15 protein-coding genes are annotated in these 20902 nt (G+C 59.0%); 11 read left to right on the forward strand and 4 right to left on the reverse strand.

From position 1 onward, the window contains the following. The first annotated feature begins 95 nt into the window (after positions 1-95). From thiB to thiQ, 3 genes are read left to right on the forward strand one after another with little or no spacing between them, the layout of a single operon-like run. Positions 96-1079 carry a thiamine ABC transporter substrate binding subunit gene (gene thiB / locus ABLV78_RS21170; protein ID WP_047042716.1) on the forward strand — a complete coding sequence of 328 codons (984 nt, stop codon included), beginning with the start codon at positions 96-98 and terminating at the stop codon, positions 1077-1079. Beyond that, positions 1055-2665 carry a thiamine/thiamine pyrophosphate ABC transporter permease ThiP gene (gene thiP / locus ABLV78_RS21175; protein ID WP_047042718.1) on the forward strand — a complete coding sequence of 537 codons (1611 nt, stop codon included), beginning with the start codon at positions 1055-1057 and terminating at the stop codon, positions 2663-2665. Before thiB ends, thiP begins: the two co-directional genes overlap by 25 nt. Then, complete coding sequence (thiQ, locus tag ABLV78_RS21180; RefSeq protein WP_047042721.1) at positions 2649-3350, forward strand: thiamine ABC transporter ATP-binding protein ThiQ; 702 nt, start codon at positions 2649-2651, stop codon at positions 3348-3350. Before thiP ends, thiQ begins: the two co-directional genes overlap by 17 nt. Here thiQ and ABLV78_RS21185 read toward each other — a convergent pair. Both ABLV78_RS21185 and araC read right to left on the reverse strand, forming a co-directional pair. Continuing rightward, entirely contained in the window at positions 3337-4104 is a 768-nt protein-coding gene (locus ABLV78_RS21185) for a DedA family protein (RefSeq protein WP_047042724.1), read from the reverse strand. The genes thiQ and ABLV78_RS21185 overlap by 14 nt on opposite strands. A 128-nt stretch (positions 4105-4232) precedes the next feature. Continuing rightward, positions 4233-5078: an arabinose operon transcriptional regulator AraC gene (gene araC, locus ABLV78_RS21190; RefSeq protein WP_045389966.1), complete on the reverse strand. Its 846-nt coding sequence runs from the start codon at positions 5076-5078 to the stop codon at positions 4233-4235. 336 nt (positions 5079-5414) lie between these two features. On the opposite strand from araC, the gene araB reads away from it, so the two are divergent. From araB to rluA, 6 genes are all read left to right on the forward strand, one after another. Next, positions 5415-7124 (forward strand): ribulokinase, encoded by a 1710-nt coding sequence (gene araB, locus ABLV78_RS21195; protein WP_047042729.1) that lies wholly within the window; start codon positions 5415-5417, stop codon positions 7122-7124. Between the two features lie 10 nt (positions 7125-7134). After that, positions 7135-8637, forward strand: a complete 1503-nt coding sequence (araA, locus tag ABLV78_RS21200; RefSeq protein WP_015368279.1) for an L-arabinose isomerase — start codon at positions 7135-7137, stop codon at positions 8635-8637. A gap of 481 nt (positions 8638-9118) precedes the next feature. Beyond that, positions 9119-9814, forward strand: a complete 696-nt coding sequence (araD, locus tag ABLV78_RS21205) for an L-ribulose-5-phosphate 4-epimerase (protein WP_047047443.1) — start codon at positions 9119-9121, stop codon at positions 9812-9814. A 79-nt stretch (positions 9815-9893) separates the two neighbouring features. Further along, positions 9894-12251 (forward strand): DNA polymerase II, encoded by a 2358-nt coding sequence (polB, locus tag ABLV78_RS21210; RefSeq protein ID WP_047047446.1) that lies wholly within the window; start codon positions 9894-9896, stop codon positions 12249-12251. A gap of 131 nt (positions 12252-12382) precedes the next feature. Next, the gene (gene rapA / locus ABLV78_RS21215; protein WP_045376408.1) at positions 12383-15289 is read left to right on the forward strand and encodes an RNA polymerase-associated protein RapA; all 2907 of its coding nucleotides are present in this window, start codon (positions 12383-12385) and stop codon (positions 15287-15289) included. Between the two features lie 12 nt (positions 15290-15301). Further along, positions 15302-15961 (forward strand): bifunctional tRNA pseudouridine(32) synthase/23S rRNA pseudouridine(746) synthase RluA, encoded by a 660-nt coding sequence (gene rluA / locus ABLV78_RS21220; protein ID WP_002888348.1) that lies wholly within the window; start codon positions 15302-15304, stop codon positions 15959-15961. Between the two features lie 62 nt (positions 15962-16023). Here the strand turns inward: rluA and citX are convergent, their stop codons facing one another. Next, positions 16024-16563 (reverse strand): citrate lyase holo-[acyl-carrier protein] synthase, encoded by a 540-nt coding sequence (gene citX, locus ABLV78_RS21225; protein ID WP_015368283.1) that lies wholly within the window; start codon positions 16561-16563, stop codon positions 16024-16026. Positions 16564-16732: 169 nt separating this feature from the next. Beyond that, a complete protein-coding gene (locus ABLV78_RS21230) occupies positions 16733-18097 on the reverse strand; it encodes a 2-hydroxycarboxylate transporter family protein (protein ID WP_348865301.1) in 1365 nt (454 codons plus the stop codon). Between the two features lie 474 nt (positions 18098-18571). On the opposite strand from ABLV78_RS21230, the gene ABLV78_RS21235 reads away from it, so the two are divergent. Then, entirely contained in the window at positions 18572-20197 is a 1626-nt protein-coding gene (locus tag ABLV78_RS21235) for an ATP-binding protein (RefSeq protein WP_045397299.1), read from the forward strand. Continuing rightward, the gene (locus ABLV78_RS21240) at positions 20187-20885 is read left to right on the forward strand and encodes a response regulator (RefSeq protein WP_045397296.1); all 699 of its coding nucleotides are present in this window, start codon (positions 20187-20189) and stop codon (positions 20883-20885) included. Before ABLV78_RS21235 ends, ABLV78_RS21240 begins: the two co-directional genes overlap by 11 nt. Positions 20886-20902: the final 17 nt, after the last annotated feature.

The raw sequence follows: 20902 nt of genomic DNA on the forward strand, positions 1-20902 counted from the left end.
GAGAAAATACCCGTCGAACCTGATCCGGATAACGCCGGCGAAGGGATTTGAGGCCTACTCAAAATCCTTTGCCTCCCCATATACTGAGGTGCAAAGTGTTGAAAAAACTGCTTCCCCTGCTGGCGCTGGTCGCCGCCCCGGTCTTTGCTAAACCGGTCCTCACCGTTTACACCTACGATTCGTTCTCCGCCGATTGGGGTCCTGGCCCGGCGGTGAAAAAAGCCTTCGAGGCCGACTGCGGCTGCGAGCTGAAATACGTCGCCCTCGAAGATGGCGTATCGCTGCTTAACCGGTTGCGAATGGAAGGCAAAAACAGCAAAGCTGATGTCGTGCTCGGCCTTGATAACAATCTGCTGGCAGCCGCGGCGCAGAGCAAACTGTTTGCCAAAAGCAGCGTTCCAGGCAGCGCGGTCACCGTACCTGGCGGCTGGGATAACGACACCTTCGTGCCTTACGACTACGGCTACTTCGCCTTCGTGTATGACAAAAACAAGCTGAAAAACCCGCCGAAAAGCCTGAAAGAGCTGGTCGAGAGCCCGCAGAAATGGCGCGTGATTTATGAAGACCCGCGCACCAGTACGCCGGGGCTCGGCCTGCTGCTGTGGATGCAAAAGGTGTATGGCGATAAGGCGCCGGAAGCCTGGCAGAAGTTGGCGGCCAAAACCGTCACCGTCACCAAGGGCTGGAGCGAAGCCTACGGCCTGTTCCTGAAAGGCGAAAGCGACCTGGTGTTGAGCTATACCACCTCGCCGGCTTATCACCTCATCGAAGAGAAAAAAGATAATTATGCGGCGGCGGACTTTACCGAAGGCCACTATCTGCAGGTTGAAGTCGCCGCGCGTACCGCCGCCAGCAAGCAGCCGGAACTGGCGGAGAAGTTCCTGAAATTTATGGTCTCGCCTGGCTTCCAGAACGCGATCCCCACCGGCAACTGGATGTACCCGGTAACTCAGGTGGCGCTGCCGGCCGGCTTCAACACGCTAACCAAACCGCAAACCACGCTGCAGTTCTCCCCGCAGCAGGTCGCCGCTGAACGTCAAAACTGGATCGGTTCATGGCAACGCGCCGTCAGCCGCTAAGTTTCGGCTGGCTGATCCCCGGCGCCGCGGCGGCCTGCTTACTGGTCATCGTGGCGCTGGCGGCGTTTCTGGCGCTGTGGCTGGAAGCGCCGCAGGCCCCCTGGCAGACGATCCTCAGCGATAGCTATCTCTGGCACGTCGTTCGTTTCTCTTTCTGGCAGGCTTTTTTGTCGGCGCTATTTTCGGTGGTGCCGGCGATATTCCTTGCCCGCGCCCTGTATCGCCGCCGCTTTCCGGGGCGCACGTTGCTGCTGCGCCTGTGCGCGATGACGTTGATCCTGCCGGTTCTGGTGGCGGTGTTCGGCATCCTCAGCGTCTATGGCCGCCAGGGGTGGCTCGCCGCGCTGTTCCACGCGCTCGGCTGGCAGTGGGATTTCTCGCCATACGGCTTACAGGGCATCCTGTTGGCCCATGTGTTCTTTAATATGCCGATGGCGACCCGCCTGCTGCTGCAGGCGCTGGAAAACATTCCCGGCGAACAGCGGCAGATCGCCGCACAGCTCGGGATGCGCGGTTTCGTCTTCTTCCGGCTGGTGGAATGGCCGTGGCTGCGTCGGCAGATCCTGCCGGTGGCTACGCTGATTTTTATGTTGTGCTTCGCAAGCTTCGCCACCGTGCTGTCACTTGGCGGCGGGCCGCGGGCCACCACCATTGAGCTGGCTATCTATCAGGCGCTAAGCTTTGATTACGACCCGGCGCGGGCGGCGCTGTTAGCGATTATTCAAATGGTCTGCTGTCTTGGGCTGGTGCTGCTGAGCCAGCGCCTGAGCAAAGCCGTGGCGATCGGCGCCAACCAACTGCAGGGCTGGCGCGACCCCGATGACCGTCTGCATAGCCGCCTGTGCGATTGCGCGCTGATCGCGCTTGCTCTATTGTTGTTGCTGCCGCCGCTGTTAGCGGTAATCGTCGATGGCCTCAACGTCAATCTGCCGAAGGTGCTCGGCCAAGCCGCGCTATGGCAGGCGCTGTGGACCTCGCTGCGTATCGCCCTCGCCGCCGGTCTGCTTAGCGTTATCCTGACCATGATGCTGCTATGGAGCAGCCGCGAACTGCGGGCCCGCAATCTGCCGCTGGCCGGGCAGACGCTGGAGCTCAGCGGCATGCTCATCCTCGCTATGCCGGGGATTGTGCTGGCAACCGGATTTTTCCTGCTGCTCAATAACAGTGTCGGCCTGCCGGAATCCGCCGACGGCATCGTCATCTTTACCAACGCGCTGATGGCAATCCCCTATGCCCTGAAGGTGCTGGAAAACCCGATGCGCGATATTGCCGCCCGCTACGGCGCTTTGTGTCAGTCGTTGGGGTTACAAGGTTTTAACCGGCTGCGGGTAGTGGAGCTGCGGGCGCTGAAACGGCCGCTGGCGCAGGCTTTGGCTTTCGCCTGCGTGCTGTCTATCGGCGACTTCGGCGTGGTGGCGCTGTTCGGCAATGAATCCTTCCGCACGCTGCCTTTCTATTTGTATCAACAAATAGGCTCCTATCGCAGCCAGGACGGCGCGGTCACCGCGCTCCTGCTACTGTTGCTGTGCTTTATCCTTTTTACCTTGATCGAGAAACTACCGGGACGCGATGCTAAAACTCAATGATGTCACCTGGCTGTATCAGCATTTGCCGATGCGCTTTACGCTCAGCGTCGAGCGCGGAGAACGCATCGCCGTGCTCGGTCCCAGCGGCGCCGGCAAAAGCACGCTGCTGAATCTGATCGCCGGTTTTCTGCCGCCGGCCAGCGGCAGCCTGCTGATCGACGGCGAGAAGCATAACGCCACGCCGCCGGCGCAGCGTCCGGTTTCCATGCTGTTTCAGGAGAACAACCTGTTTAACCATCTCACCGTCCGGCAGAATATTGGCCTAGGCATCCACCCCGGCCTGAAGCTGAACCGCGAGCAGCACGCGCAGGTCACGGCGATAGCCGGGCAGATGGGAATGGATACGCTGCTGGATCGTCTACCGGGCGAGCTTTCCGGCGGTCAGCGGCAGCGAGCGGCGCTGGCCCGCTGTCTGATACGCCAACAGCCGGTGCTGCTGCTTGATGAACCCTTCTCGGCGCTCGATCCGGCGCTGCGTCAGGAGATGCTGACGCTGGTCGCCGATGTCTGTCAGCGGCAACAGTTGACGCTGTTGATGGTATCGCACAGCGTGGAGGATGCGGCGCGCATTGCGCCTCGCTCCATCGTAGTGGCCGAAGGGCGCATTGCATGGGACGGCGCCACTGACGATCTGTTAAGCGGCAACAGCAGCGCCTCGGCGATGTTGGGAATTAGCGCGAAATGACCTTATGCAGGATCTCAAGGTAGACCGGCATCAGGGGATGGCGGAAAACAAATGTTAGCGCCGCTACCGCCAGCGCCGCCATCAACGGCGCCAGCCACAGCAGGCGTCCGCGCGGTAACCAACGGGTCAGACGATCGCCGGAGGTTTTCGCGCTCCGCCACAGCCGCCAGCACAGCCAGCCCGCCAGCCACGCCAGCAGCGCCGCGCCCAGCAGCAGCCACTTAAAGCTGGCGCTGTTTTCATCGGCAGGAATATCAATCGCCGCCCCCGCCAGAATGCCGGGGAGGAAATAGAGCGGTGGCCAGAGCAGGCAGCCAATAATATTCGGCAGCACGAACTTCGCCACCGGCAGGTCGAGCATCCCGGCGACCATTGGCACCAATGGCCGCGTCGGCCCGACAAAGCGGCCAATCAGAATCGTCACCATGCTGTGCTGGTGCAGCGCGTGTTCGGTTTTCTCCAGCAGCGCGCGATTTTTTTTCATAAACGACCAGCGGTGTAACGGCTTTTTAAAGCGCCAGCCGAGCCAGAATGAGATCCAGTCTCCCAACAGGCAGCCGACAATCCCCGCCAGCCACGCCTGCCAGAAGTTAACTTCGCCGCTGCCGATGAGCGCCCCCAGGCCAGCCATCATGACCGTGCCGGGTAAAATAAGCCCCACCAGCGCCAGCGACTCAAGAAATGCCACCAGCATCACGGCTATCAACGAGTAGACCGTGGATTGGGTGATAAAGTGTTCCAGCAATGCCTGCATAATGTACCCGGTTAAAAAACGAAGCCCGGATTCTCCGGAGCCGTCACGTCGCCGTCAAGCCACCAATTGTCTTAATAGTTTACTGGCTGTGACATTTAAGCGGGTCATCATTTCACTTTCTTTACTTTTTATTCACATCCTGCGCGAAATTCACTGGGGCTGGCGCCGGTGCATTTTTTAAAGACACGCGAAAAATAGAGCTGATCTTCGAAGCCAACGTTGCGGCCAACGCTGGCAATCGGCATCCGGGTGGTACTCAACAACAATTTGGCCTGGCTAATTCGCTGATCTTCGCGCCAGCCAAGTACGCTTATCCCCAACTGCTGGCGAAACAGGTGCGACAGACGCGAAGGCGACAGACAGACGTGCTGGGCGACGCTGGCGATATCGAAATGGCTGTCCGCCAGATGGTCGCTGATGTACTGGCAGGCATCGCGAACCCGGTTATCCAGCGGCGGATGCAGCGATTCGTTAATCGCCTCCATGCGCCGCAGCAGCAACTGTTCCAGCAGGTTAATCGCCAACAGTTCGGAATAACGTCCCGCCCCCTGACCGGCATCGACAATCTGCCCGAACAGCTCGCCAAACCGCGCCTGCCACTGTTCATCCGGACGGAAGAAACCGGTCTGAGCGAAGATCGTCGGCCAGTTAAGCCATTCGTGCCAGTAGGCGCGTGGGCGGAAATAGACCCACTGGTGATACCACTCGCTGGCGTCGGGATGGCGGCCATAGTGATGAATCTCCCCCGGCGGAAACAGCAGCATATCGCCGGGGCGACAAACGAACTGTTCGCCGTGGTTGTTAATCACCCCCTCGCCGCGGATCGTCAGGTTGAGAATATAGCCTTTCATGCCCAGCGGGCGGTCGATAAAGAAATCGAGATAACCCTGCGCCTCAATCGGCGTCAGGCCGGTGACCAGATGAGCGTTAAAGGAATAGCCCGGAAGCAGCGGATCGTTTTGCGTTTCGGCCATAAGCGTCGTTCTCCACGAGGTATTTTTGACACCAATTGTCCATATTCATCATTTTATCGCCATCCGCGCCGTTGCGACTGCGATACCGGTGGGAATTTAGACAAAAACCCGCACAGTGAGCGAAAAAAGCGCTACCAGCACGCATTTCGCGTTGATCCAGCGCATAACAAAAGTGTCTATAAATACGGCAGGAAAGTCCACATCGAATATTTGCACGGCGTCACACTTTGCGAGGTGACAGCAATATAGTCCATAAGATTAGCGAATACGGCCTGACGGATTTGGCCGGGGATATCTACTGTTGCTGCATGAATGATTTCAGCATGGAGTAACAAGATGGCAATTGCGATTGGCCTCGATTTTGGTAGTGACTCAGTACGCGCGCTGGCGGTGGAATGCGCTACCGGCGCGGAGCTGGCCGCGAGCGTAGAGTGGTATCCACGCTGGCAGGAAGGGCTGTTCTGCGATGGGCCGAATAACCGCTTCCGCCATCACCCGCGCGATTATATTGAATCGATGGAATCGGCGCTGAAAAGCGTCCTGGCGGCATTAAGCGCAGAACAACGAGCGATGGTGGTCGGTATCGGCGTCGACAGCACCGGTTCAACCCCGGCGCCGATTGATGCTGACGGTAACGTGCTGGCGCTGCGCGAAGAGTTCGCCGACAACCCGAACGCCATGTTCGTGCTGTGGAAAGACCATACCGCGGTGGAAGAGGCGGAAGCCATCACCCGCCTGTGCCACACGCCGGGTAAAGAAGATTACTCGCGCTATATCGGCGGCATCTACTCCAGCGAATGGTTCTGGGCCAAGATCCTCCACGTCACTCGCGAAGATAGCGCCGTCGCGCAGGCCGCGGCATCGTGGATTGAGCTTTGTGACTGGGTGCCCGCCCTGCTTTCCGGCACCACCCGCCCGCAGGATATCCGCCGCGGTCGCTGCAGCGCCGGGCACAAATCGTTGTGGCACGAGAGCTGGGGCGGACTGCCGCCCGCCAGCTTCTTCGACGAACTCGACCCGATTATTAACCGCCACCTGGCCTGGCCGCTATTCCGCGACACCTGGACTGCGGATCTCCCCGTCGGCAACCTGACCGCCGAATGGGCGCAGCGCCTCGGCCTGCCGGAGACGGTGGTGATTTCCGGCGGCGCTTTCGACTGCCATATGGGCGCGGTCGGCGCCGGCGCACAGCCTAACGCATTGGTTAAAGTTATCGGCACCTCCACCTGCGACATCCTGATCGCCGATAAACAGAGCGTGGGCAACCGCACGGTGAAAGGTATCTGCGGCCAGGTGGACGGCAGCGTGGTGCCGGATTTCATCGGTATGGAGGCCGGTCAGTCCGCCTTCGGCGATATCTATGCCTGGTTTGGCCGTATCCTCGGCTGGCCGCTGGAACAGCTGGCCCAACAGCACCCTGAATTGCGCGAGCCAATCAAAGCCAGTCAAAAACAGCTGCTGCCTGCGCTCACCGAAGCCTGGGCCAATAATCCGTCCCTCGATCACCTGCCGGTGGTGCTGGACTGGTTCAACGGCCGCCGCACGCCGAACGCCAACCAGCGGCTGAAAGGCGTTATTACCGATTTAAATCTGGCCACCGACGCCCCGGCGCTGTTTGGCGGGCTCATTGCCGCCACCGCCTTCGGCGCCCGCGCCATTATGGAGTGCTTCACCGATCAGGGCATTCCGGTCAATAACGTGATGGCGCTCGGCGGCATTGCGCGTAAGAACCAGGTCATCATGCAGGCCTGCTGCGACGTCCTGAACCGCCCGCTGCAGATTGTCGCCTCCGATCAGTGCTGCGCGTTGGGCGCCGCCATCTTCGCCGCCGTCGCCGCTGGCGTCTATCCGGATATCCCTGCCGCGCAACGCAACATGGCAAGCGAGGTGGAAAACACCCTGCAGCCGCGCGCGCAGCAGGCGCAACGTTTCGAACAACTGTATCAGCGCTACCAGCAGTGGTCGGCCAGCGCGGAACAACACTATCTCCCTTCGGCTGCAAAGGCGGAAAACGCCCCGCAATCTCAGGCAGCGCTCACCCATTAAGGATACGAAAATGACGATTTTTGATAACTATGAAGTGTGGTTCGTAATTGGCAGCCAGCACCTGTATGGCCAGGAGACCCTACGCCAGGTGACGAAACATGCCGAACATGTGGTGAATAGCCTGAATGCGGAAGCAAAACTGCCGTGCAAGCTGGTGCTGAAACCGCTCGGCACCACGCCGGATGAAATCACGCATATTTGCCGCGACGCCAACTACGATGATAAATGCGCCGGATTAGTGGTCTGGCTGCATACCTTCTCACCGGCGAAAATGTGGATTAACGGCCTGACGCTCCTCAACAAGCCGCTGCTGCAATTCCATACCCAGTTCAACGCCTCCCTGCCGTGGGACAGCATTGATATGGACTTTATGAACCTCAACCAGACCGCGCACGGCGGCCGCGAATTCGGCTTTATCGGCGCGCGCATGCGCCAGCAGCACAGCGTCGTCACCGGCCACTGGCAGGATAAAGAAGCGCACCAGCGCATCGGCGCGTGGATGCGTCAGGCGGTTTCGAAGCAGGATACCCGTCATCTGAAAGTGTGCCGCTTCGGCGATAACATGCGCGAAGTCGCGGTAACCGATGGCGATAAAGTGGCGGCGCAGATTAAGTTCGGCTTCTCGGTCAACACCTGGGCGGTCGGCGATCTGGTGCAGGTGGTGAATAGCATCAGCGACGGCGATATCAACGCGCTGGTCGATGAGTATGAAAGCAGCTACCGCCTGACGCCAGCGGCGCAGGTGCACGGCGATAAACGCCAGAACGTACTGGACGCCGCGCGCATCGAACTGGGGATGAAGCGCTTCCTTGAGCAAGGCGGTTTCCACGCCTTTACCACCACCTTTGAAGATCTTCACGGCCTGAAGCAGCTGCCGGGTCTCGCCGTACAGCGCCTGATGCAGCAGGGCTACGGCTTTGCCGGCGAAGGCGATTGGAAAACCGCCGCTCTGCTACGCATCATGAAAGTGATGTCGACCGGTCTGCAGGGCGGCACCTCTTTTATGGAGGATTACACCTATCACTTCGACAACGGCAACGATCTGGTGCTGGGCTCGCACATGCTGGAAGTGTGCCCGACTATCGCTACCGCCGAGAAGCCGATCCTCGACGTCCAGCCGCTGGGAATTGGCGGTAAGGCCGATCCGGCGCGTCTGATCTTCAACACCCAAACCGGCCCGGCGATCGTCGCCAGCCTGATTGATTTAGGCGATCGCTTCCGCCTGCTGGTCAACACCATCGAAACCGTCGCGACGCCGCACGATCTGCCGAAGCTGCCGGTGGCCAACGCGCTGTGGCAGGCACAGCCGGATCTGCGTACCGCGTCGGAAGCCTGGATCATCGCCGGCGGCGCGCACCATACCGTCTTCAGCCATGCGCTAACCCTCGACGATATGCGCCAGTTTGCCGAGCTGCAGGATATTGAGCTGACCGTCATCGACAACGATACCCGCCTGCCGTCGTTCAAAGACGCGCTGCGCTGGAATGAAGTCTATTACGGTTCAAAACGCTAAGAGGCCGCCCCTCACCCTAACCCTCTCCCCAGCGGGGAGAGGGAACCGACCGAGCGCGGTGTCGCCTTTATCCCACTCCCTTTGGGAGAAGGAACCGACCCGGCGCGGTGTCACCTTCCCCCTCCCTTTGGGAGAGGAGTGGGGAGAAGGAACCAACCGGCGCGGTGTCAACTTTCTCCCTCTCCCTTTGGGAGAGGGTCGGGGTGAGGGAACCGACCCGGCGCGGTGTCACCTTCCCCCTCCCTTTGGGAGAGGAGTGGGGAGAAGGAACCGACCGGCGCGGTGTCATCTTTCTCCCTCTCCCTTTGGGAGAGGGTCGGGGTGAGGGAACCGACCGAGCGCGGTGTCATCTTTCTCCCTCTCTCTTTGGGAGAGGGTCGGGGTGAGGGAACCGACCGGCGCGGTGTCATCTTTCTCCCTCTCCCTTTGGGAGAGGGTCGGGGTGAGGGGAACCCAACTCACCTGCTATTCGGAGCACACTATGTTAGAAGATCTCAAACGCCAGGTGCTGGAGGCCAACTTAGCGCTACCGCAGCATAATCTGGTGACCTTAACCTGGGGCAACGTCAGCGCCGTCGATCGTGACAAAGGGGTATTGGTTATTAAACCCTCCGGCGTGGATTACGCAGTGATGACCGCTAACGACATGGTCGTCGTCAGTCTGGAGACCGGTGAAGTGGTGGAAGGCAACAAGAAGCCCTCTTCCGATACGCCGACCCATCGCCTGCTGTATCAGGCATTCCCGACGCTTGGCGGGATTGTGCATACCCATTCGCGCCACGCCACCATCTGGGCGCAGGCCGGGCAATCTATCCCGGCGACCGGCACCACCCACGCTGACTATTTTTATGGCCCGGTCCCCTGCACCCGGTTGATGACCGATGCGGAGATCAACGGCGAATATGAGTGGGAAACCGGCAACGTGATTGTCGAAACCTTCCGTCAGCAGGGCATCGACCCGGCGCAAATGCCCGGCGTGCTGGTGCATTCCCACGGCCCGTTCGCCTGGGGAAAAAATGCCGAAGACGCGGTGCATAATGCCATCGTGCTGGAGGAGATCGCCTATATGGGAATTTTCTGCCGCCAGCTGGCGCCGCAACTGCCTGCTATGCAGCAGACGCTGCTCGATAAACACTATCTGCGTAAACACGGGGCCAAAGCCTACTACGGCCAGTAATCACCCCTGTATAAAACCCCAGCACCTATCGTGAAACCAGGCTATAATCAGGCCTGGTTTTTTATCGTTGAGAGCACGCGTGACGCAGCCGCAAGCAGGATTTTTACTCACCCGTCACTGGCGGGATACCCCGCAGGGAACGGAACTGGCCTTCTGGCTGGCGACCGATAACGGCCCGCTGCAGGTCACGCTGCCGCCGCAGGAATCCGTCGCGTTTATCCCCGAAGTGCAGCGGCAGCAGGCTGAAAGCCTATTGCAAGGTGAAAACGGCTATCGCCTGGCCCCGCTTGCGTTAAAAGATTTCCACCGCCAGCCGGTTTTCGGCCTGTACTGCCGCGCCCATCGCCAGCTGATGCGGCTGGAAAAAAAGCTACGTGAAAACGGCGTCACCGTTTACGAAGGCGATATCCGCCCGCCGGAGCGCTACCTGATGGAGCGCTTTATCACCGCCCCGGTGTGGGTGGAAGGCGAAACGCGCGGTTCGCTGTTGGTTAACGCGCGCATGAAACCTAATCCGGATTACCGCCCGCCGCTGAAATGGGTCTCGTTGGATATCGAAACCAGCCGCCACGGCGAGCTCTACTGCATCGGCCTGGAAGGCTGCGGCCAGCGGGTGGTCTACATGTTAGGCCCCGAGCCCGCTACGCCGCCGGATGTGGGCTTCAGCCTGGTCTATGTCGCCAGCCGCCCGCTGTTGCTGGAAAAGCTCAACGCCTGGTTTGCCGAACACGATCCCGACGTGCTGATCGGCTGGAACGTGGTGCAGTTCGATCTGCGGGTCCTGCAAAAACACGCCGAGCGCTACCGCATCCCGCTGCAGCTCGGCCGCGGCAATAGCGAGCTGGAGTGGCGCGAGCACGGTTTTAAGAACGGCGTCTTTTTCGCCCAGGCCAACGGCCGGCTGATTATCGACGGCATTGAAGCGCTAAAATCGGCGTTCTGGAACTTCTCCTCATTTTCACTCGAGGCCGTCGCCCGCGAACTGCTCGGCGAAGGTAAAGCTATCGACAACCCGTGGGATCGGATGGACGAAATCGATCGCCGTTTCCATGAAGATAAACCGGCGCTGGCCACCTATAACCTACAGGATTGCGAGCTGGTGACGCGGATCTTTCATAAGACAGAGATCATGCCGTTTCTGCTCGAACGGGCGACGGTCAACGGCCTGCCCGCCGATCGCCACGGCGGATCGGTCGCCGCCTTCAGCCATCTCTATTTCCCGCGCATGCACCGGCTGGGCTACGTGGCGCCGAATCTCGGCGAAGTTCCCCCGCAGGCCAGTCCCGGCGGCTACGTCATGGACTCCCGCCCCGGCCTGTATGACTCAGTGCTGGTGCTGGACTACAAAAGCCTGTATCCGTCGATCATCCGCACCTTTTTAATCGATCCGGTCGGTCTGGTTGAAGGGCTGGCACAGCCCGATGACCGCCACAGCACCGAAGGGTTTCTCGGCGCCCGCTTCTCGCGCGAAAAGCACTGCCTGCCAGGCATCGTCGGGCAGATCTGGCACGGCCGCGATGAAGCTAAGCGTCAGCATAATAAGCCGCTGTCGCAGGCGCTGAAGATCATCATGAACGCCTTTTACGGCGTGCTGGGGACCAGCGCCTGCCGCTTTTTCGATCCACGGCTGGCGTCGTCGATCACCATGCGCGGCCACGCGATCATGCGCCAGACCAAAGCGCTGATTGAAGCCCAGGGCTATGACGTTATCTACGGCGATACCGACTCCACCTTCGTCTGGCTCAAACGCCCGCATAGCGAAGCGCAGGCGGCGGAAATCGGCCGCAAACTTGTTGCCTATGTTAACGACTGGTGGGCGCAGGAACTGGGCAAAAGCCAGCTGACCAGCGCGCTGGAGCTGGAATATGAAACCCACTTTTGCCGCTTTTTAATGCCGACGATCCGCGGCGCCGATACCGGCAGTAAAAAGCGTTATGCCGGAATGATTCAGGAGGGCGATGCCCAGCGCATGGTGTTCAAGGGGCTGGAGACGGTACGCACCGACTGGACGCCGCTGGCCCAGCAGTTTCAACAGGAGCTGTATCTGCGCATCTTCCGCCATCAGCCGTATCAGGATTATGTACGGGAGACTATCGCAAGACTAATGAACGGTGAGCTCGACGAGCAGCTGGTTTATCGCAAGCGCCTGCGCCGACCGCTGGCGGAGTACCAGCGTAACGTGCCGCCGCACGTGCGCGCCGCGAGGCTTGCCGATGAACACAACGCGAAGCTTGGGCGGGCGCAGCAGTATCAGCAGCGCGGCACCATTAAATACGTCTGGACTACCGGCGGCCCGGAGCCGGTGGATTACCAGCAGTCGCCGCTCGATTACGATCACTATCTGTCAAAGCAATTGCAGCCGGTGGCGGAAGGAATCCTTCCCTTCGTCAACGACGACTTTGCTACAATAGTGACAGGGCAACTGGGGCTATTTTGACAGGTGACTAACACCGCGGCATCCAGTACCATAGCGCCCTTTCCATTCCTGGACCCAATTTTGATTCCTCAGCGTAACTATGCTGAGGATGCACTATTGCCTGCAATTAAAGAACAAAGAGCCGAACACATATGCCTTTTACACTTGGTCAACGCTGGATTAGCGATACAGAGAGCGAACTAGGACTAGGGACAGTGGTAGCGCTGGATGCGCGCATGGTCACTCTCCTTTTCCCCGCCATCGGCGAAAACCGTCTGTACTCTCGCAACGATTCCCCGATCACCCGCGTGATGTTTAACCCGGGCGATACCATTACCAGCCACGAAGGCTGGCAGCTCCACGTTGACGAAGTAAATGAAGAGAATGGGCTGCTGTCCTACACCGGCACCCGCCTGGATACGCAAGAAGAACATGTTACCCTGCGCGAAGTCCTGCTCGACAGCAAGCTGGCCTTCAGCAAGCCGCAGGACCGCCTGTTCGCCGGGCAAATCGACCGGATGGACCGCTTTGCCCTGCGCTACCGCGCGCGTAAGTTCCAGAGCGAACAGTACCGCATGCCGTGGAGCGGCCTGCGCGGCCAGCGCACCAGCCTGATCCCGCATCAGTTGAACATCGCCCACGACGTGGGCCGTCGTCACGCGCCGCGCGTTCTGCTGGCCGATGAAGTGGGCTTAGGTAAAACCATCGAAGCCGGGATGATCCTTCATCAGCAGCTGCTCTCCGGCGCCGCCGAGCGCGTGCTGATCGTGGTCCCGGAAACCCTCCAGCACCAGTGGCTGGTGGAAATGCTGCGCCGCTTCAACCTGCGTTTCTCGCTGTTCGACGACGAACGCTACGCCGAAGCGCAGCACGACGCCTACAACCCGTTCGAAACCGAACAGCTGGTTATCTGCTCCTTAGACTTCGTGCGCCGCAGCAAGCAGCGCCTGGAGCACCTGTGCGACGCCGAATGGGACCTGATGGTGGTCGATGAAGCGCACCACCTGGTGTGGAGCGAAGAGGCGCCGAGCCGTGAATATCAGGCCATTGAACAGCTCGCCGAACGCGTGCCGGGGATACTGTTGCTGACCGCGACGCCGGAACAGCTGGGCATGGAGAGCCACTTTGCGCGCCTGCGTCTGCTGGATCCAAACCGCTTCCACGATTTTGAACAGTTTGTTGAAGAACAGCAAAATTACCGTCCGGTCGCCGACGCCGTCGCCCTGCTGCTGGCAGGCAACAAGCTCAACGATAATGAACTCAATACCCTTGGCGATCTGATCGGCGAACAGGATATCGAGCCGCTGCTGCAGGCCGCTAACAGCGATCGTGAAGATGCTCAGGCCGCGCGTCAGGAGCTGGTTTCGATGCTGATGGACCGCCACGGCACCAGCCGGGTGCTGTTCCGTAACACCCGTAACGGCGTGAAAGGTTTCCCGAAACGCGAGCTGCACACTATTCGCCTGCCGCTGCCGACCCAGTACCAGACGGCTATCAAGGTCTCCGGTATTATGGGCGCGCGCAAAACCGCTGAAGAGCGCGCGCGCGACATGCTCTATCCGGAGCAGATCTATCAGGAATTTGAAGGCGATACCGGCACCTGGTGGAACTTCGACCCGCGCGTCGAATGGCTGATGGGCTACCTGACCAGCCATCGCTCGCAGAAGGTGCTGGTGATTTGCGCCAAGGCCGCCACCGCGCTGCAGCTGGAGCAGGTGCTGCGCGAGCGCGAAGGTATTCGCGCCGCGGTATTCCATGAAGGCATGTCGATTATCGAACGCGACCGCGCCGCGGCGTGGTTTGCCGAAGAAGACACCGGCGCGCAGGTGCTGCTGTGTTCCGAAATCGGCTCCGAAGGGCGTAACTTCCAGTTCGCCAGCAACCTGGTGATGTTCGACCTGCCGTTTAACCCGGATCTGCTGGAGCAGCGTATCGGCCGTCTCGACCGTATCGGCCAGGCGCACGATATCCAGATCCACGTGCCGTATCTGGAGAAAACCGCGCAGTCGGTGCTGGTGCGCTGGTATCACGAAGGGCTCGACGCCTTCGAACATACCTGCCCGACCGGCCGTACCGTCTACGATAGCGTCCACGACGACCTGATTAACTACCTTGCCGCGCCGGAATCCACCGATGGCTTCGACGATCTGATCAAATCCTGCCGCCAGCAGCATGAAGCGCTGAAAGCGCAGCTGGAACAGGGCCGCGACCGTCTGCTGGAGATCCACTCCAACGGCGGCGAAAAAGCGCAGGCTCTGGCGGAGAGCATCGAAGAGCAGGATGACGACACCAGCCTGATCGCCTTCTCGATGAACCTGTTCGATATCGTCGGCATCAACCAGGACGACCGCGGCGAAAACCTGATCGTCCTGACCCCGTCCGATCATATGCTGGTGCCGGATTTCCCGGGCCTGCCGGAAGATGGCTGCACCATCACCTTCGAGCGTGACGTGGCGCTGTCGCGTGAAGACGCGCAGTTCATCACCTGGGAACACCCGCTGATTCGCAACGGTCTGGATCTGATCCTCTCCGGCGATACCGGCAGCAGCACGATTTCGCTGCTGAAGAACAAGGCGCTGCCGGTCGGCACGCTGCTGCTGGAGCTTATCTACGTCGTCGAAGCGCAGGCGCCGAAGCAATTACAGCTTAACCGCTTCCTGCCGGCGACCCCGGTTCGCATGCTGCTGGATAAAAACGGCAACAACCTCGCCGCGCAGGTGGAGTTCGAAAGCTTCAACCGTCAGCTGAGCGCGGTCAACCGCCACACTGGTAGCAAACTGGTCAACGCGGTGCAGCAGGACGTTCACGCGATTCTGCAGCAGGGCGAAGCGCAGATAGCCAAAGCGGCGCAGGCGCTGATCGACGCGGCACGTAACGAAGCCGATGATAAACTGACGGCGGAACTGTCGCGTCTCGAAGCGCTGAAGGCGGTGAACCCGAACATCCGTGACGACGAACTGGCGGCTATCGAAAGCAACCGCCAGCAGGTGATGGATGCACTGGCGCAGGCCGGATGGCGTCTGGACGCGCTGCGTCTGATCGTCGTCACTCACCAGTAACGGAACGCGAAAATGGCGATGGAAAACTACAATCCGCCGCAGGATCCCTGGCTGGTGATTCTGTATCAGGATGAGCACATTATGGTGGTCAACAAGCCGAGCGGCTTGTTGTCCGTGCCCGGCAGGCTGGAGGAGCATAAGGATAGCGTGATGACGCGTATCCAGCGCGATTTCCCGCAGGCCGAATCGGTGCATCGCCTGGATATGGCTACCAGCGGCGTGATTGTGGTGGCGCTGAATAAGGCCGCCGAGCGTGAACTGAAGCGTCAGTTCCGCGAGCGCGAGCCGAAAAAGCAGTACGTCGCCCGCGTCTGGGGTCATCCGCAACCTGCGGAAGGTCTGGTGGATTTACCGCTAATTTGCGACTGGCCGAACCGGCCAAAGCAGAAGGTGTGTTATGAAACCGGCAAAGCGGCGCAAACCGAATATGAAGTGCTGGAGTACGCGGAGGACAACACCGCCCGCGTGCGCCTGAAGCCGATTACCGGGCGCTCGCATCAGCTTCGCGTGCATATGCTGGCGTTAGGGCATCCGATCCTCGGCGACCGCTTTTACGCCACGCCGGAGGCGCTGGCGATGGCCCCGCGCCTGCTACTGCATGCAGAAACGTTAACCATTACCCATCCCGCCTACGGCAACGCGATGACCTTCCGCGCGCCGATCGACTTTTAAGTTTTTATCCGGACGCCCCCGGTCGCGCTACGCCGCCGGGGAAATCTCTAACGCAGACGCGATTAATCGCGGGCGAACCACGCATCGATCATCTGCTCAACGCGAGCGACCACCAGCCCGGTGTCGTGACGACGGCTGCGCGCGCAGGCGTGGGCCGGCTCATCGCACAGCAGGCAGCGGCGCATCGCTTCGCCCTGCGCCTGGCGGCTAATCAGCCCCGCTTGCGGACAAATGACGTCGATATCCCACAGACGTCCCAGCGGATGATTCTGTTCCAGCTCGCTGCATAGCGCTTTGATCTCTTCCGCGGAGTGCTCAACGCACCACATCGCTTCCGGGCCGGTAGGCAGCCACAACACCTGGCGGTCGAGCGTTTTCCAACGCTGCTGCCACAAAAGTTGGTCACAGGCCTGCAGCGCAACACCCATCATATTGCGATAGCGAATACTGTCTTTTACCGCCCCTGGCGTTACCAGAGTGAGAGAAATAACCGGTTGTTGATAATGGTTGAGCCAGTCTTGTTGACGGGCTGCGCGCTGCTCTTTCGCCGCCAGCAGATTTTCCATGCTGACGCCCGCCCGGGCGGGAGTATGCACTGACATTCTTTCCTCTCCTTTAATGATCAAAAAGGCAGCTCGGGGCTGCCGTCGCTATCGCGGATAACGCCGCCTATTGTATCGCTAATTGCACAGAATTTAGGACGCAGGACAAAGAAATTTTCTTCGTCCTGCGGAGGGAAATGGCAGTTTTTGCTGTTAGCGCAGAACTAAATCACGATAAGAAATGACTTAAGAACAGCAGCCCTAACGACACATTAATCGCGCCGCCGATACGGGTAGCTATCTGGGCGAAGGGCATCAGGTTCATACGGTTGCCGGAAGTCAGGATGGCGACGTCGCCGGTACCGCCCTGCCCACTCTGGCAACAGGAGACAATCGCCACGTCGACCGGGTGCATCCCCATTTTTTTACCGACGAAGAACCCGGTGGCCACCAGCGCCGAGACGGTGCAGACAATAACCAGCAGGTTGGTGAGCGTGAAGGCATTTACCAGCTCCTGCCACGGGGTAATCGCCACGCCGACGGCAAACAGAATCGGATAAGTCACCGCGGTGCGGAAGAATTTATACACCACCTGCGAGCCCTCCTGCAGGCGCGGCGAAACCACATTCGCCAGCTTCAGCAGCACCGCGAGGAACAGCATGCCAACCGGCGCCGGCAGGCCAATCAATTTATGTCCGAGCATGCCCATCATATACAGCAGCACCGCCAGCAGCGCGCCGGAGGCCAGCGTCGCCACATCAGTTTTACCGCCAAATCCTTCGCTTTCGCTCAGGCTGCGGGTTTCATTACTGCGGTTCGGCATTAGCTGGCCTTCGCCGGTCAGATGCGGGAAGCGTTTGCCAAGCTGGTTCAGACAGCCGGCAATGACGATCGCCGTCAGGCTGCCCAGCATCACCATCGGCAGCACGCGTCCCAGCGCAACACCCTGATCCATATGCATCAGCGCCGCATAGCCAATCGACAGCGGGATCGCCCCTTCGCCCACGCCGCCGGCCATAATCGGCAACACGATAAAGAAGAAGACCTGGAACGGATCCATTCCCAACAGGCTACCCACGCCGACGCCTACCAGCATGCCGACAACTTCGCCGCACAGCATCGGCAGGAAGATCTTCAGGAACCCCTGAATCAGCGTGGTGCGGTTCATGCTCATAATGCTGCCAACGATAATGCAGCAGATGTAGAGATAAAGAATATTGGTCGATTTATAGAATTTGGTGGTGGATTCAACCACCACATCCGGCAGCAGGCCGTAATGGACCAGCGCCGAAGGAATAAAGGTGGCGCAAATCGCCGCCGCGCCAAGCTTACCGAGTACCGGCAGACGCTTGCCGAACTCGCCGCAGGCAAAACCGAAGAAGGCCAACGTCGCCACCATCACCACGATATCGCTCGGCAGCTTGCCGCCGAGGCAGTCCAGCGCGATAAGACCACCGCCCAGCAAAAATAGCGGCAGCGGGATAATCCCCACTTTCCAGCTATCCATCACGTGCCACCAGCGCTGCTTCAACGAGGCTTTCGGTTTGTTAATAGGTTCAAGGGTTGCAGAGAATGCGTTGTCTGTGGTGCTCATAAATTCAGCCCTGTAGTTATTATTCCTGTTCAGGGTAGAGGGGCTGGCGCGGCGTTAATGTGAGAAAAGGCAGATTAAAAAAGAAGTTTTAATGGTCATTATGGTTTTTATGGTTTCTATACCCTAAATAATTCGAGTTGCAGGAAGGCGGCGACGCAGGGAATCCCCAGGAGCTTACTCCAGTAAGTGACTGGGGTGAGTGAGGACAAATTCGTCAGGAACGAATTTGAACGCAGTTCACTGCGCCCGTAAGGGCGAGGCCCAGGGATGGGCCGAGTTATTGCCAACGCCCATGCAACTTGAAGTATGACGGGTATATTAATCAGCGTGATACATATCTGATTTCTAAACGTGGTTTTTATGGTTTTTTTATTAACCGGATAATTACCCTTTATAAATAGGCGCCAGTAGATAAATTGTTCTTCTGGCCGCTGACGATATCGTTGCCGCATCTCAAATACTGTGCGCATAACTATGAAAGTTTCATTTCAATTTAAGCTGTTCATCTCCCTGGTGGCCTTTTTCTCCATCTTATTCGCTCTGCTTGGCGTTTATTATTATCTCGACGCCAGCCGCCAGCTGTATCAGGAAATGAGCGCCAGGGCGAAAATTCAGGCCGAAGAGATTGCGCTGATGCCCAATCTACGCCAGCAGGTCAGTCTGCACGACCCGCAGGCTATCGGCGCCTTCATGAGGCAAATCGCCGCCCACAGCGATGCCAGCTTTATCGTCATCGGCGATGATAAAGGCGTACATCTGTTTCATTCCGTGCACCCGGAATGGGTCGGCACCCGCTTAGTGGGCGGCGATAACCAGGCGGTGCTGGAAGGCAAAACTATCACTACCATCCGTAAAGGCGGTTTGGGCATCTCGCTACGCAGTAAAACGCCCATTGTCGATGACAACGGGCGGGTGATCGGCATCGTCTCCGTCGGCTATCTGACCAGCTATCTCGACAGCATCACCGTACAAAAGGTAGTGAATATTTTTGTCGCCGCCATCCTGTTGCTGATCGCCCTGTTTATCTTCTCCTGGTATTTTACCCGCAGTATTAAAAAGCAGATTTTTTCGCTGGAGCCGCGCGAAATTGGCCTGCTGGTTCGCCAGCAAAAAGCGATGATGGAATCGATTTTCGAAGGGGTTATCGTTATCGACAGCCAGCGACGGATTGAAGTGATTAACCACGCCGCCCGCAGCCTGCTGGGGCTTAAGCAGCCCGCGCATCTGCTGCGCGGCAAATCGATTGATAGCGTGATCGCCCCGCAGCCGTTCTTCGCCAGCGGCGCGATGCTGGCGAACGATACGCACGATGAACTGTGTCGCTTCAACCAGCTGACGGTACTCGCCAGCCGGGTGCGCATCATGCTGGAAAACTCGCTGCAGGGCTGGGTGATCACCTTCCGCGACCGCGATGAAATTAACGCCCTCACCGCCCAGCTCAGCCAGGTGAAACGCTATGTCGATAACCTGCGCATAATGCGCCACGAGCAGCTCAACCGCATGACCACGCTCTCCGGCCTGCTGCATATGGGCCACTACGACGAAGCTATTCGCTATATACAGGCGCAATCGGAACATGCTCAGGAGCTACTGGACTTCATCTCCTCGCGTTTCCGCTCGCCGACGCTGTGCGGCCTGCTGCTGGGTAAAGCCACCCGCGCTTATGAAAAAGGCGTTGAACTGAGCTTTGATCCGGCCTGTCGTATCGATCGCCCGCTGTCGTCGCTGATGGAGTCGGAACTTATCTCGATCATCGGCAACCTGCTGGATAACGCCATTGAAGCGACGCAGCGCGCTGAACTCCCTCACGAGCCGGTCGAGGTACTGATTCAACTCAACGCCCGCGAGCTGATGATTGAGGTGGCCGATCGCGGCGTCGGAATTCGCCCGGATATCCGCGAACGTATTTTTGAGCGCGGGGTGACGACAAAAACCCGTGGCGATCACGGTATTGGTCTGTATCTTATTGAACATTATGTGACTCAGGCTGGCGGCACGATTGAAGTCGCCGATAACGCGCCGCGCGGAACGATATTTACCCTGTTTATTCCCGCCGACCCGCCAGCCCATCCGCAACCGGAGGCCAACGATGCATCATGATCTGGTCGATGTGCTGATCATCGAAGATGAAAACGAGCTGGCCCGCCTGCACGCCGAGCTGATACAGAAACACCCGCGCATGCGGCTGGCGGGAATGGCCGCCTCGCTTTCCCAGGCGCGGCAGATGCTCAACGCCAGGCCGCCGCAGCTGGTCCTGCTGGATAATTATCTGCCGGACGGCAAAGGCGTTACGCTGATGACCGACCCGATTCTGGCCAATGCCAATTGCTCGGTCATTTTCATCACCGCCGCCAGCGATATGGAAACCTGCAGCCAGGCGATACGCAACGGCGCCTTCGACTACATTCTCAAGCCGGTTTCGTGGAAACGGCTGAGCCAGTCGCTGGAGCGCTTTATTCAGTTTTACGATCAGCAGCGGGAATGGAAAATCGTCGATCAGCAAAACGTTGATTCTCTGTATCAGCTGCAGGCTAAAAATTTTCGCGCCGATAACGGCAGCAAGGGCATCGAAGAAAAGACCCTGGCGCTGGTACAAAATTTATTTCATGGCCGCGAAACGCACTGTTTTTCGGTTGACGAAGTGGTCAGCGAAACCGGGTTGAGCAAGACCACCGCCCGTCGTTATCTCGAGCATTGCGTAGAAGTGAGTTTTCTGGAAGTGGAAATGCTGTACGGAAAGATTGGCCACCCGCGGCGGATGTATCGCCGCGCGCAGGGAGCGAACTAAGGCTTCTCCCCGCAGGA

Source organism: Klebsiella sp. CN_Kp075 (genome assembly GCF_040065055.2).
In the GTDB taxonomy this organism is placed as follows: Bacteria; Pseudomonadota; Gammaproteobacteria; order Enterobacterales; family Enterobacteriaceae; genus Klebsiella; species Klebsiella aerogenes.